The organism is Microbacterium sp., from assembly GCF_017305435.1.
GTDB lineage: Bacteria > Actinomycetota > Actinomycetes > Actinomycetales > Microbacteriaceae > Microbacterium.
The window spans coordinates 58,942-72,054 of record NZ_JAFKIP010000008.1 but is presented as its reverse complement, the minus strand read 5'-3'; the positions used below and the strand labels follow the sequence as shown (position 1 = coordinate 72,054).

Sequence of the window (13,113 nt, the reverse complement as noted above, 5' to 3'; positions counted from 1 at the left end):
CGCAGACCACGTTCGAGCCGCACTGTAGACCCGCTCTCGGCGTGTCGCAATACCCTGAGCCGCTTCATAGACTAAAGGAGCAAACGACGAAGGGTCCGGATGCCGAGGCATCCGGACCCTTCGTCGTGGAGACGGCGTTACAGCGTCTCGATGATCTCGCGCATGAGCGCGGCGGTCTCGGACGGGGTCTTCCCGACCTTGACGCCGGCGGCCTCGAGGGCCTCCTTCTTCGCCTGCGCGGTGCCGGCCGAGCCCGAGACGATGGCGCCCGCGTGGCCCATCGTCTTGCCCTCGGGGGCCGTGAACCCTGCGACGTAGCCGACGACCGGCTTCGTCACGTGGGCCTTGATGTAGTCGGCCGCACGCTCTTCGGCGTCGCCGCCGATCTCGCCGATCATGACGATCGCCTTCGTCTCGGGGTCGGCCTCGAACGCCTCGAGCGCGTCGATGTGCGTCGTGCCGATGATCGGGTCGCCGCCGATGCCGATCGCGGTCGAGAAGCCGAGGTCGCGCAGCTCGAACATCATCTGGTAGGTCAGGGTGCCCGACTTCGAGACCAGGCCGATCGGGCCCTTTCCGGTGATGTTCGCCGGAGTGATGCCCACGAGCGCCTCACCCGGCGTGATGATGCCGGGGCAGTTCGGCCCGATGATGCGGGTCTTGTTGCCGCGGCTCTTCGCGTACGCCCACGCCTCGGCGGTGTCGCCGACCGGGACGCCCTCGGTGATGACGACGAGGAGCGGGATGTCGGTGTCGATGGCCTCGACCATCGCGTCCTTCGTGAACGCCGGCGGCACGAACGCGATCGACACGTCGGCGCCCGTGGCGGCGATCGCCTCGGCGACCGACGCGAACACGGGCAGCTCGACGGCGTTGCCGTCCTTGTCGGTGTGCGAGACGGTCGTCCCCGCCTTGCGCGCGTTGACGCCGCCGACGACATTCGTGCCCGCCTTCAGCATGAGCGCCGTGTGCTTCGTGCCTTCGCCGCCGGTGATGCCCTGGACGATGACCTTGGAGTCGTTGTTGAGGTAGATAGACATTCTGTTCTCAGTCCTTTGATCTCGATGCACCGCGCTGCGCGCGGCACTCGATCACCGAATAGGGTCAGGCGTTCGCCAGCTCGGCGGCCTTGTCGGCGCCCTCGTCCATGCCGGCGGCGAGGGTCACGAGGGGGTTGTTCGCCGCGGCGAGGATCGCGCGGCCCTCCTCGACCTGGTTGCCGTCGAGGCGGACGACGAGGGGCTTGGTCGCCGTGTCGCCGAGGATCTCGAGCGCCTTGACGATGCCCTCCGCGACGGCGACGCACGACGTGATGCCGCCGAAGACGTTGACGAAGACGCTCTTGACCTGCGGGTCGCCGAGGATGACATCCAGGCCCGCGGCCATGAGGGTCGCCGAGGCGCCGCCGCCGATGTCGAGGAAGTTCGCGGGGGTGACGCCGCCGTGGTTCTCACCGGCGTACGCGACGACGTCGAGCGTCGACATGACGAGGCCCGCGCCGTTGCCGATGATGCCGACCTGGCCGTCGAGCTTGACGTAGTTGAGGCCCGATGCCTTGGCCTTCGCCTCGAGCGGGTCGGCGGCGTCCTTGTCCTCGAGCTCCTCGTGCTCGGGGTGGCGCACCTCCGACGCGTTGTCGTCGAGGGTGACCTTGCCGTCCAGGGCGATGATGTTGCCGGAGGCATCCTGGATCAGCGGGTTCACCTCGACGAGGGTCGCGCCCTCGCCCCGGTACACGTCGTAGAGCTTCACGAAGACGGGGGCGACCTTCGCAGCCGTCTCGTCGTCGAAGCCGCCGGCCTTGGCGATCTCGAGCGCCTTCGCCTCGTCGATGCCCGTCAGCGGGTCGACCTCGACCTTGGCGAGCGCTTCGGGCTTCTCCACCGCGAGCTGCTCGATCTCCATGCCGCCCTCGACCGAGCAGAGCGACAGGTAGGAGCGGTTGGCGCGGTCGAGCAGCACCGAGAAGTAGTACTCCTTGTCGATCTGCGCCCCGCCGGCGATCATGACGCGCTTGACGACATGGCCCTTGATGTCGAGGCCGAGGATCGCCTTCGCGGCCTCGTACGCCTCGTCGGGGGTCTTGGCGACCTTGACGCCGCCGGCCTTGCCGCGTCCGCCGGTCTTGACCTGAGCCTTGACGACCACGACGCCGCCGAGCTTCTCCGCGGCCGCCTTCGCCTCCTCAGGAGTATCGGCGATGATGCCGGGGAGCACCGGCACCTCGTACTTCTCGAACAGGTCACGTGCCTGGTATTCGTAGAGATCCACGCGCAATCCTCCGCTGGGCGTCTGTGGTTTTCGGGGCGTCCGATGCCGAAGATATCTCGATGTCGAGATATCGACCAATCCCCCAGCCTAATACGTGCACCTGGGTGGATCTGACCGTGCGCTGAGCGCGGCAGAGCCTCGCGCGAGGGCGGGCGCGGGGCCGCGCGTTAGGCTCTCGGTCATGACCGATGCCGCTCCGACCTCATCCCGCAACGCCGTCGTCGCCGCCGCGCTCGACCTGTTCGTCGCGCAGGGATTCGAGGCGACGAGCGTCGAGCAGATCGCGCAGGCCGCCGGGGTGTCCCGCTCGACCTTCTTCCGCCAGTTCGGCGGCAAGGACGACGTCGTGTTCAGCGACCACGACGTGCTCCTCATGCAGCTGCGCACGTTCCTCGCCGACGCGCGCCGGGACCCGAGCGACAATCCCTGGTACGCGGCGTGCGCGGCATCCGTCGAGGTGTTCCGTCATTTCGCGGCCGAGCCCGACCTCGCCCGCCGCCGGTACGCGGTCGTGCGCCAGGTGCCCGCGCTGCGCGAGCGCGAGATCGTGACCGTCTTCCAGTACGAGCGCCTCTTCGACGAGTACCTGCGCGCGGAGCTCCCCGGTCTCGACCCGATCGACGCGGTCGCGTTCGCCGCGGCCGTCACCGCCGTGCACAACCACGTCCTGCGGCGGCTGCTGCGCGGCACGGAGGACGTGCCCGAGCAGGTGCTGTGGGATGCCTACGACGCGCTGCTGCACCGCTTCGGCGTGCACCCCGACGGTGAGGATTCCCGCGATGACGACGTGGTCGTCGCGACCTTCCCACGCCGGATGCCGACGGCGGAGGTCGCCCGGCGCGTGCGCGACGCGCTCTGAGCAGTGCCGATCGCGGCGCTCTCTGAGCGGGCCGGTCAGACCGTCTCGCCCGAGGCGACCGTCTCGGCGAGCGCGTGCACGCGCGGAAGGTGGTGCGCCCCGTAGAAGTCCGCGAGGGTGAGGCGCGCCGCATCGGCATCCTGCGCCTCTCCGCCTTCCGACGGGCCGTGCGCGCCGACGGCGACGACCGCGAGGCCGTGCATCCACCCGCCCGCGAGCACGCCGAGGAGCATGAGGTACGGCACGCTGACCGCGTGCGCGTCGCGCGGCGAGGCGCCGAAGCCCACGATGTCGGCGGTCGCGCGGCGGGCGGATGCCACGGCGCGCTCGAGCCGGTCGGCGGCGCGCCGCGCGACTTCGCCCGTGCCCCCCTCGCCGGCAGAACGGAGGGCGGCGATCGTCTCGTCGATCAGGGCGAAGAGCCGCTCGGCCGTCGCTCCGCCGTCACGGATCACCTTGCGTCCGATGAGATCGTTCGACTGGATCGCCGTCGTCCCCTCGTAGATCGGCATGATGCGCGCGTCGCGGTAGTGCTGCGCGGCGCCCGTCTCCTCGATGAAGCCCATGCCGCCGTGCACCTGGATGCCGTCGCTCGTGAGTGCGACGGCGTCCTCCGTCGCCCAGCCCTTGAGGATCGGGACGAAGAACTCCGCGAGGGCGAGCGTCGCGGCATCCTCCGCCCCTTCGGCGCGGTCGAACAGGTCGCCGACGTAGACGCCGAGCGCGCGCATCGCGAAGACGTCGCTGCGCATGGAGAGGAGCAGTCGCCGTACGTCGGGGTGCTCCGCGATCGGGGCGTCGGCGCCGCGCTCGAGCACGCGGCCCTGCATGCGCCCCGCGGCATATGCCTCGGCCTGCTGCAGCGCCCGGTCGGCGATCCCGGTCGCCTGGAAGCCCATGCCGATGCGCGCGGAGTTCATCATGACGAACATGCCCGCGAGGCCGCCGCCGACCTCGCCGACGAGATAGCCCGTCGCGTCCTCGTAGCTGAGAACGCACGTCGGCGACCCGTGGATGCCGAGCTTGTGCTCGAGCGCGACGGTCTCCACGCCGTTGCGGTCGCCGAGCGAGCCGTCGGCGTTCACGAGGAACTTCGGCGCGACGAACAGCGACAGTCCCTTCGCGCCCGCGGGGGCGTCGGGCGTGCGGGCGAGGACGAGGTGGACGATGTTGTCCGCGACGTCGTGGTCGCCCCACGTGATGAAGATCTTCTGACCCGCGATCGACCAGCTGCCGTCGCCCCGCGGCGTCGCGATCGTGCGGATGGCGCCGAGGTCGGTTCCCGCCCCCGGCTCGGTGAGGTTCATCGTGCCGGTCCACTCGCCACTCACGAGCTTGGCGAGATAGGTCTCGCGCAGCTCGTCGGATGCCGCGGCATCCAGCGCGTGGATCTGCCCGGCCGTCAACAGCCAGCAGAGCGCGAAGGCGGCGTTGGAGGCGTTCCAGATCTCACCGAGCCCCGCGCGGATCGACCCGGGGAGCCCGTCTCCACCCGCGGAGACGGGCGCCTCCGCACTGACCCACCCGGCCTCGACGAACGCGCGATAGGCCGCGGCGAAACCCTCCGGCAGGTGCACCTGGCCGCCCTCGAGGCGTGCTCCTTCGCGATCGCCGATCTGCTCCAGCGGCGCGAGGACGGATGCCGCGAACTCACCCGCGCCGGCGATGACGTCGACCGCGTCGGAGGCGGAGAGCTCACCTCCGGTCGCCCGCGCGACGATGTCGGTTCCGAACGCCTCGGCGTACAGGAAGGCGTAATCGGCGACGGGGGCCTGGTAGTCGGTGGCCATGGTGAACTCCTCGCGTCTGAGACTGCGCACCACTATAGCTGACACTCAGTCTCAGCATGTTGATGTCACCCTGCCCGCACGCGCCCTCAGTTGACGCTCCTGCGGGAAACGACACAGTGATTCCCGGCGCAAGCGCCAGCCGAAGGCTCACTGAGGGGCGTCTGCCCCCTGTTCCTCTGGGGCGAGCGGCGACAGGATGGACGCCATGGTGTACGACATCCCGTCCCCGATGCTCGCGAAGGCCGTCGCGGCCATTCCCGACCCAGCGACTGTGCCTGGTGGGCTGGCGTTCGAGCCCAAGTGGGACGGGTTCCGTGCGCTCATCTCCTGGGACGGCACCGAGGTGGAGATCGGCTCGCGCGGAGCGAAGCCACTCACGCGGTACTTCCCCGAGCTCGTCGCGGCGTGCGCCGAACTCCTTCCCGGACCGTGTCTGCTCGACGGGGAGATCATCGTCGCCCTTCCCACCCCCGACGGACCACGCCGCCTGTCATGGGAGGCTCTGTCGCAGCGCATCCACCCCGCCGCCTCACGCGTCACGCTGCTGAGCGCCGAGACCCCGGCGATGTTCGTCGCTTTCGACCTGCTCGCCGGCGGCGACCGGAACCTGATGGACGAGCCGTTCTCGACCCGGCGCGCGCAGCTCGAGGAGCTGCTCGCCGATGTGCCGGCTCCCCTGCACATCACGCGGACGACTCATTACCGCGAACTCGCCGAACGCTGGCTGGCGCAGTTCGAGGGAGCCGGGCTCGACGGCGTGGTGGCCAAGCCGCTCGCTCAGCCCTATGCCCCGGGCAAGCGCACGATGCTCAAGATCAAGCACGCCCGCACGGCGGACGTCGTGCTCCTCGGCTACCGGATCCACAAGAGCGGCGCGGGCGTCGGCTCCCTCCTCCTCGGCCTCTACGACGAGGACGGCGAGCTGCACCAGGTCGGCGGCGCCTCCGCCTTCAGCGATGCGCGCCGCCGCGAACTGGTCGACGAGCTCGCACCGCTCGTCGAGACGGATGCCGCCGGCCGTGAGCTGCGCGGCGACGGCGAGCGCTCCCGCTTCACCGCGGCGGACAAGGACACCTCGTACGTGCGCCTGCGCCCCGAGCGGGTGCTGGAGGTCCGCTACGACCAGCTCGAGGGCCGCCGCTTCCGCCACACGGTGCAGTTCGACCGCTGGCGGCCCGACCGCGATCCCCGTTCGTGCACCTACGCGCAGTTGGAGACGGTCGCCGCGTACGATCTCGCCGACGTCCTGGACTGACGCGGCACGCTCGGACATCCGCGCCCGGGCACCCCCCACGCCCGGGCGCGCCGCGGGCCCGCATCGGCGCCGGACTCCGGCGGCCGGCCATGCGGGCCCGAGGTGCGAAGGGGGCTTCACGCCGCCCTTCATGACACCGACGCTAGCGCGCCGGCGCCGCGCGACACGCCCGGTCGGGCCGTGTTTAACGCGGGTGTGCACGACCGGTCGGCGGGTGCCAGGATCGAGGCATGGCCGAGGCATCCGACGCGTCAGCGACCGGCGAACTGCGCCTGGAACCGGTGCAGTTCATCGCCCGGACGGATGCCGTCATGCGCCTCGGCGCGATGATGCTCGGAGCGGGCGGCTCGTCGGCGCGCGTGCGCGACAGCATGGAGCGGGCGGCGCACGCGGTCGGGATCGATCAGCTGCACACGCGGGTCGGTATGACCGACATCGTCGCGACGACGAGCCGCGGCCCGCTGTTCCGTACGCGCGTCGCGGAGATCCGACGACCGGCCGTCGACGCTGACCGACTCACCGAGATCAAGCGCCTGACGAACGACCTGCGCCCCGGGACGACCGCGGTCGAGCTCCAGCGGGCGCTCGACGAGATCGCCGCGCGGCCGCGCCGCTACCCCGACCTCCTGCGCCTCCTGGGAGCGGCGTTCGCGTGCGGCGCGTTCGCGCTGCTGGGGAACGGCGGGTGGCAGGAGTTCGTCGCGGTCGCCCTCGCAGCGGGCGCGGGCCAGTTCGTCCGCATGCGGCTCGGGCGGCTTCGCACGAACGAGTTCCTCGTCGTCTTCGCCGCGGCGACGACGTCGCTGCTCCTCTACCTCGGTGTCGCGGCGGCGCTCGCTGCGCTGGGAGCCGCCGGGGGGCAGCACGACGCCGCGATGACGAGCGCCGTCCTCTACCTCGTCCCCGGATTCCCTCTCGTCACCGGCGCCCTCGACCTCGCGCGCCTCGATCTGAACGCCGGCATCGCCCGCGTCGTGTACGCCTCGCTGATCCTCCTGGCGACCGCGACGGCGGTGTGGGGCGTCGCCGCCGTCTTCCAGACGACGGTCGCGCAGACCGCGTCTCCCGTGTTCGACGAGCCCGTGCTGTCGTTCGTGCGGCTCGTCGCCGGATTCGTCGGCGTCCTCGGCTTCGCCCTGCTGTTCGACACCCCGCCTGCGATCGCGTTCACGGCGGCGGCGCTCGGCGCGGTCGCGAACGTCGGTCGCCTCGCACTCGTGGATGCCGGGGCGACGGCGCCCCTCGCCGCGGCCGCCGCGGCGCTCGCGGTCGGCATCGGCGCATTCCTCGTGGGCGACCGTCTGCGCGCGGCGCGCGTGACGCTGACCGTTCCCGCGGTGCTCATCATGGTGCCGGGTGCGGCGGCGTACCGGGCGATCACCGGGGTCATCTCGGGCGACACGCTGACGGCGATCCAGAGCGGCTTCACCGCGGTGTTCATCGTCGTCGCCCTCGCGATCGGCCTCACGGTGGCGCGCGTCCTCACCGAGCGGGAGTGGGCGCGGCCGGGCACCTGACGGGTCGGATGCCGCCGTGTCAACCCTCGGCGCGCGTCGCCGCGACCGGTTAGCGTCGGAGGATGGGACTCTTCCGCGCCTCCAGCCCCGTCACCGTCCGCGGTTCCGCCGCCTCCGACCCCGTGCGGGTCGAGCCCGCCGGAAAGCCCGCGTCGCTCTGGCAGGACGGGTTCGGCAGCCTCGCCATCCGGTCGCTGCAGATCATCCTCGTCGTCGCGGTGGCCGCGGGGCTCATCGTCGCGCTCCGGGAGCTCACCGTCGTCGTCATCCCGCTCCTGCTCGCGCTCATCCTCGCGTGCGCGTTCGCGCCCGTCATGGCGTGGCTGCGCCGCCGCGGCGTGCCGCCGCTCGGCGCGACCCTCCTCGTGCTGCTGGTCGTCGTCGCGATCCTCGCCGGGATCGGCTGGCTCATCGTCGCAGCGGTGCGCGGCCAGTGGGAGGAGCTCTCGACGAAGGCGCAGCAGGGATTCCAGCAGCTCATGGACTGGATCTCGACGCTGCCGTTCTCGATCGACCAGGCGCAGATCGATCAGTGGGTCGATTCGGCGACCGACTTCCTCACGTCGGCACAGTTCGGCTCGGGGGCGCTCGCGGGGGTGAGCGCCGTCGCCTCGTTCGTGACGGGGTTCATCCTGCTCGTCGTCGTGCTCTTCTTCTTCCTGAAGGACGGGCCGCAGATGTGGGCGTTCGTGCTGCGGCCTTTCGAGGGCGAGAAGTACGCCCGCGCCGTCCGCATCGGCTCGAAGACGGTCAGCGTCTTCGGCTCGTACGTGCGGGGGACGGCCTCGGTCGCGGCGGTGGATGCCCTCGGCATCCTCATCGGTCTCCTCATCCTCCAGGTGCCGCTCGCCGTCCCGCTCGCGGTGCTCGTGTTCCTCCTCGCGTTCATCCCGTTCGTCGGCGCGACCCTCGCCGGGATCCTCGCCGCGCTCGTCGCGCTCGTCGCCAACGGATGGGTCGTCGCGCTCCTCGTCGTCGGCGTCGTCGTGCTCGTGAACCAGCTCGAGGGCAATTTCCTGCAGCCCGTGCTCATGGGCCGGTCCATGAAGCTGCACGCCTTCGTCGTCCTGATCGCGCTGACGGCCGGCACCGTCCTGGGCGGGATCGTCGGCGCCGTGCTGGCCGTTCCGCTCACGGCGACGGCGTGGGGCATCATCCAGGTGTGGGACGGTGAGGCGACGCCCGCCCGTTGGGCACGGCGCAAGCATCGCGCGGACGAGCGGGCGCTCGTCGCCGGGCGCGGACCCGTGACCGCGGCGCCGGCCGACTGATCAGGGGAGCCAGACGACGACGCCGCTCTGACCGCTGAGCAGCGCCGCGACACCGGCCGAGACCGCGTTGCGGCAACGCTCCGGGGTGAAGCTGGCGGGATCGTGGTGCGCGGCCTGCCCGAGGTCCTCCCCGCGGAAGCCCGCCCCGGCCCAGTCGACCGCGAGCACGTTCGCGGTCGGCTCGGCGAGCTCACCGCCCAGCACGAGGAAAGGCTGATCGAGGTGACTCGCGGTGACGATCGCCAGTGGATCGACGAGTCCGTCCCCCGCCGACATCACGACGTCGGCGCGCATGCCGATCGCCTCCGAGATCGCGGGGATCGGATCGGCGCCGGCGCGCACCTCCCGCAGGTCGGCGCCGACGTCGCGCGCCCACGTCCGCACGGCGTCGATCATCGTGACGGTCGCCGGCTCATCACCCATCGTCAACAGCGCGACCCGGTACCCCTCCGAGGGAGACGCATCCTGCCATGAGCCCGCGGTCGGCGTCATCGTGGCCGCGGGCGGCAGCGGCGTGGCCGGGAGGAAGCCCGGCTGCGCCGCAGCGATCAGGGTCGGAGACGGATGCGGCGCGCTCCAGTCCGACGCGCAACCCGTCAGGAGCGCCACGCCGGTGAGGAGCACCGCGAGGGCGATGCAGGAGGAAACGGGACGCACGCCTCCAGCATCGCCGTCGTCCGTCGCCGCCGTCACGTCCGCGCGCCGCCGTTCGTCGAAGATTGGGGCGCGAGTCAACGTCCGTTCACCGACGAGGCGCACGCTCACGCCGTGACCCTTCGCCGCCTCCCCCTCAGGCTCTTCCTCCTGCTCGCAACCCTGCTCGCCGTCGGAGCGCCGCTCCTGACGGCATCCACCGCCGACGCACACGGATTCAGCTCGGTGGCGTTCGCCGATCTGTCGCGCGACGACGAGGGCCGAACGGTTGCGACGCTCCAGCTCGAATACGACCTGCTCGTCGTCTCCGCGGCCGACACGCAGCGCGACGACGCCTTCTACCGCGACGGTACCGCCGCATTCGATGCCCGCGACGACGCCGCGATGGCGGCGGCCGTCGACGACTATCGCGACACCGTCGTCCGCTACCTCGACGAGCGCTTCACCATCCGCACGAACGGGGGCGACGTCTGCGACCAGGGCGCGCCCGCCCCGGCGGCGATGACGGTGCAGGAAGGCGTCCCTTATGTCGTGCTCTCCCGGCGGGTCGACTGCCCGCCCGGCGAGGCGCACGTCGTCCGCAGCACTCTGTTCCCGGACGAGGAGGGCTACGTCACGGGAACGAAGACGATCCTCACGTACGACATCGACCTCCACACCGGCTCGGCGGCGCTCGACGCCGCGACGCCCGAGTTCTCGACCGCGCAGAGCACGTGGGAGCGATTCTGGGAGTTCTTCCGCCTCGGCGCGGAGCACCTGCTCACCGGCATCGACCACATCCTGTTCCTGCTCGCGCTCATCGCCGGGTCACGCAAACTCCGCGAGATCGTGCTCGCCGCGACGGTGTTCACCCTCGCGCACTCCGTGACGTTCATCCTCGCCGCGACCAAAGTGGTGAGCCTGCCCAGCAGCATCGTCGAGCCGGCGATCGCCCTGTCGATCTCGATCGTCGCGGCCTGGTACCTCTTCCGCCTGTGGGCCAAGGGCGAGGCCGCAACGGAGCTGGCGCGCGACTCCGGACCTCTCGGCCTCGACCGCGCAGGCTGGCTGCGGCTGCTCGTCGTCTTCTGCTTCGGCCTGATCCACGGTCTGGGCTTCGCCTCGGCGCTCGGCATCGATGAGCCCTGGTCGTGGACGCTCCTGTGGTCACTGCTCGTGTTCAACCTCGGTATCGAGGCGGTGCAGATCGGTCTCATCGCCCTCGTGTTCCCCGTGCTCGTGCTGCTGCGGCGACGAGCGCCGAAAGTGGCGATGTGGGCCAGCGGGGCGTTGGCGGTCGCCGTCACCCTCGCCGGCCTCATCTGGTTCGTCCAGCGAGTCTTCGGCTGGGAATGAGGCGACTCTGGGCGAATCCTCAGAGTTTCGCCCAGCCGTCACCGCTCCTGGGCGAAGTGTTCACCGTCCTGTCACCGCGCAGGCGAATCGTCCAGATGACGCCAACGCCGCGCCTGCGACCGGCACCTCGCCGCGCATCTCCCAACCCATGAACGGACACAACATGCCGCACTTCGCCGAACCGCGAACGCCGCGCCTCCCGCGTCGGTCGATCGCCTGGATCACCGCCGCCACGCTGTGCGCGACGGCTTTCGCGGGCGCCGTCGCCGCTCCCGCTTTCGCCGATGCCCCGGCGACGCTCACCGGCGTCATCCTGGGAGTCGGCGCCGATGAGACCCAGCGCATCGTGAGCTGGTACTCCTCCGCCGACACCGCCCAGGTCGTGCAGGTCGCTCCCACGGCATCGCTCGTGGCCGGCGACTTCCCGGCATCCGCGGTGACCTTCGCCGCCACCGGGACGGCGAACATCGCCACCAGCGGCGGCTTCAACCGGCACGCGACCATCACCGGTCTGCAGGAGGACACGCAGTACTCGTACCGCGTGGGCGCCGAGGGCAGCTGGTCGACGACCACGACGTTCCAGACCCGCTCGTTCGAGGGCGACTACGACTTCCTCTTCTACGGCGACCCGCAGATCGGCTCGTCGGGCGACGTCGCGAAGGACACCGCGGGCTGGGTCGACACGGTCAACGTGTCCCTGCAGTCGAACCCCGACGCGGAGCTCCTCGTCTCGGGCGGCGACCAGGTCGACGCCGCCAACACCGAGGCGCAGTGGAACGGCTTCCTCGCTCCCACGCAGCTGCGCAACTACCCGTGGGTCGCGACGATCGGCAACCACGATGTCGGCGGCAAGGCCTACGAGCAGCACTTCTACACGCCGAACACCGACCGTTCGGGCCAGTACTACGTGAACGGCAATCCGAGCTCCAACTCGTCGGGCGGCGACTACTGGTTCATCCACAAGGACGTGCTGTTCATCGACCTCAACTCGAACAGCTACAAGACCTCCACTGGCGGCGGCGGCGACGCGGCGCACATTCAGTACGTCACCGACGTCATCAACACCCACGGCGCCCAGGCGAAGTACACCGTGCTCGTCTACCACCACGCCATCTACTCCCCGGCCGACCACGCACAGGATGCCGACAACAAGGTGCGCCGCGTCGACTTCCCGACGACGTTCTCGAAGCTGGGCGTTGACCTGGTCCTGCAGGGTCACGACCACAGCTACTCGCGCTCGTACGAGATCAAGAACGGCCAGAAGGCGAACGCGAGCGAGCAGCCCGGACAGCAGGAGGTGTTCGAAGGTCCCGGCGGCGTCGTGTACGTGACGGCGAACTCCGCGTCGGGCTCGAAGTACTACGACCTCACCACCCCGGTCCCCGGCGACAAGACCTCGGACGAAGGAAACGGCGCCGACGCGCTCAACCCGTCGAACTACTGGTACAACTCGGTGGAGAACCAGGAGCACGTGCGCACGTTCGTCAAGGTGCAGGTGCAGAAGGACGCGCTCGTCGTCCAGAACATCCGCTCCGGCACGTGCGACGCCCCCAATGCGGCCGTCGAGATCAAGCGGGTGCTCTGGTGCGGCCCGGCCAACGGCACGCAGGCCGCGCAGCCGGTCGGCTCGGTGCAGGACGAGGTCACGATCCACCCGAACCACGGTGACGGCCAGGACATCCAGGTCGACGTCCCCGAGGCCGCGCCGGGTGAGTTCGGCTGGACGATCGACGGCCACAACGGTCTCGTCGACCTCGGCACCGCCACGCAGAAGGGCGACACCTACTTCGAGGCGACCGGTCAGATCAACCCGATCGTGGTCACTGACACCCGCCGTGCCGTCGCCCCCTGGTCGATCGCGGCCAAGGTCGGCGACTTCACCGACGGCAGCAAGTCCTTCTCCGGAAAGCACCTCGGCTGGGCCCCGAAGGTCGTGACCGCCGGCGGCGGCGCGGTCGCCGGCGCCGCCGTCGGCTCCGGATACGACGGCGGCACCGGGCTGTCCGACTCGCGGGTGCTCGGCTCCGCGGCGCAGGGTCACGAACGTGGCACTGCGACGCTCGGCTCCGACCTGGATCTGAAGATCCCGGTCGAGGTCGACAAGGGAAGCTACCGCAGCACCCTCACCCTCACCGCGATCAGCAACTGATCGCACGCCAGC

The 13,113-nt window shown here is 70.5% G+C and carries 10 protein-coding genes; 6 read left to right on the top strand and 4 right to left on the bottom strand.

What is annotated here, in order from left to right:
- Positions 1 to 137 precede the first annotated feature (137 nt).
- Both sucD and sucC read right to left on the bottom strand, forming a co-directional pair.
- A complete protein-coding gene (gene sucD / locus J0I43_RS14740) occupies positions 138 to 1,040 on the bottom strand; it encodes a succinate--CoA ligase subunit alpha (protein WP_292865479.1) in 903 nt (300 codons plus the stop codon).
- 64 nt (positions 1,041 to 1,104) lie between these two features.
- Entirely contained in the window at positions 1,105 to 2,271 is a 1,167-nt protein-coding gene (gene sucC, locus J0I43_RS14735; RefSeq protein ID WP_292865477.1) for an ADP-forming succinate--CoA ligase subunit beta, read from the bottom strand.
- Positions 2,272 to 2,452: 181 nt separating this feature from the next.
- Between sucC and J0I43_RS14730 the strand changes: the two genes are divergently transcribed.
- On the top strand, positions 2,453 to 3,130 hold the full coding sequence (locus J0I43_RS14730; RefSeq protein ID WP_292865476.1) for a TetR/AcrR family transcriptional regulator: 678 nt from the start codon (positions 2,453 to 2,455) through the stop codon (positions 3,128 to 3,130).
- A gap of 35 nt (positions 3,131 to 3,165) precedes the next feature.
- Here the strand turns inward: J0I43_RS14730 and J0I43_RS14725 are convergent, their stop codons facing one another.
- Complete coding sequence (locus tag J0I43_RS14725; protein ID WP_292865474.1) at positions 3,166 to 4,920, bottom strand: acyl-CoA dehydrogenase; 1,755 nt, start codon at positions 4,918 to 4,920, stop codon at positions 3,166 to 3,168.
- Between the two features lie 205 nt (positions 4,921 to 5,125).
- On the opposite strand from J0I43_RS14725, the gene J0I43_RS14720 reads away from it, so the two are divergent.
- The 3 genes from J0I43_RS14720 to J0I43_RS14710 all read left to right on the top strand — a co-directional run bounded on the left by J0I43_RS14720 (position 5,126) and on the right by J0I43_RS14710 (position 8,963).
- Positions 5,126 to 6,175, top strand: coding sequence for an ATP-dependent DNA ligase (locus tag J0I43_RS14720; RefSeq protein WP_292865471.1), 1,050 nt, complete (start codon positions 5,126 to 5,128; stop codon positions 6,173 to 6,175).
- Positions 6,176 to 6,405: 230 nt separating this feature from the next.
- The gene (locus tag J0I43_RS14715; protein WP_292865469.1) at positions 6,406 to 7,692 is read left to right on the top strand and encodes a threonine/serine exporter ThrE family protein; all 1,287 of its coding nucleotides are present in this window, start codon (positions 6,406 to 6,408) and stop codon (positions 7,690 to 7,692) included.
- Between the two features lie 62 nt (positions 7,693 to 7,754).
- Positions 7,755 to 8,963 carry an AI-2E family transporter gene (locus J0I43_RS14710; RefSeq protein ID WP_292865466.1) on the top strand — a complete coding sequence of 403 codons (1,209 nt, stop codon included), beginning with the start codon at positions 7,755 to 7,757 and terminating at the stop codon, positions 8,961 to 8,963.
- On the opposite strand, the gene J0I43_RS14705 is transcribed toward J0I43_RS14710, so the two are convergent.
- Positions 8,964 to 9,728 (bottom strand): hypothetical protein, encoded by a 765-nt coding sequence (locus tag J0I43_RS14705; RefSeq protein WP_292865463.1) that lies wholly within the window; start codon positions 9,726 to 9,728, stop codon positions 8,964 to 8,966.
- A gap of 3 nt (positions 9,729 to 9,731) precedes the next feature.
- On the opposite strand from J0I43_RS14705, the gene J0I43_RS14700 reads away from it, so the two are divergent.
- Together J0I43_RS14700 and J0I43_RS14695 are read left to right on the top strand one after the other, a co-directional pair.
- Positions 9,732 to 10,952, top strand: coding sequence for a HupE/UreJ family protein (locus tag J0I43_RS14700; RefSeq protein WP_292865460.1), 1,221 nt, complete (start codon positions 9,732 to 9,734; stop codon positions 10,950 to 10,952).
- Between the two features lie 148 nt (positions 10,953 to 11,100).
- The gene (locus J0I43_RS14695; protein ID WP_292865457.1) at positions 11,101 to 13,101 is read left to right on the top strand and encodes a metallophosphoesterase family protein; all 2,001 of its coding nucleotides are present in this window, start codon (positions 11,101 to 11,103) and stop codon (positions 13,099 to 13,101) included.
- Positions 13,102 to 13,113: the final 12 nt, after the last annotated feature.

Bases quoted from the DNA above. Each gene is read 5' to 3' on its own strand.
- J0I43_RS14710 (WP_292865466.1), top strand. From the start codon at position 7,755: ATGGGACTCTTCCGCGCCTCCAGCCCCGTCACCGTCCGCGGTTCCGCC.
- J0I43_RS14725 (WP_292865474.1), bottom strand. From the start codon at position 4,920: ATGGCCACCGACTACCAGGCCCCCGTCGCCGATTACGCCTTCCTGTAC.
- J0I43_RS14730 (WP_292865476.1), top strand. From the start codon at position 2,453: ATGACCGATGCCGCTCCGACCTCATCCCGCAACGCCGTCGTCGCCGCC.
- J0I43_RS14695 (WP_292865457.1), top strand. From the start codon at position 11,101: ATGAACGGACACAACATGCCGCACTTCGCCGAACCGCGAACGCCGCGC.
- sucD (WP_292865479.1), bottom strand. From the start codon at position 1,040: ATGTCTATCTACCTCAACAACGACTCCAAGGTCATCGTCCAGGGCATC.
- J0I43_RS14715 (WP_292865469.1), top strand. From the start codon at position 6,406: ATGGCCGAGGCATCCGACGCGTCAGCGACCGGCGAACTGCGCCTGGAA.
- J0I43_RS14720 (WP_292865471.1), top strand. From the start codon at position 5,126: ATGGTGTACGACATCCCGTCCCCGATGCTCGCGAAGGCCGTCGCGGCC.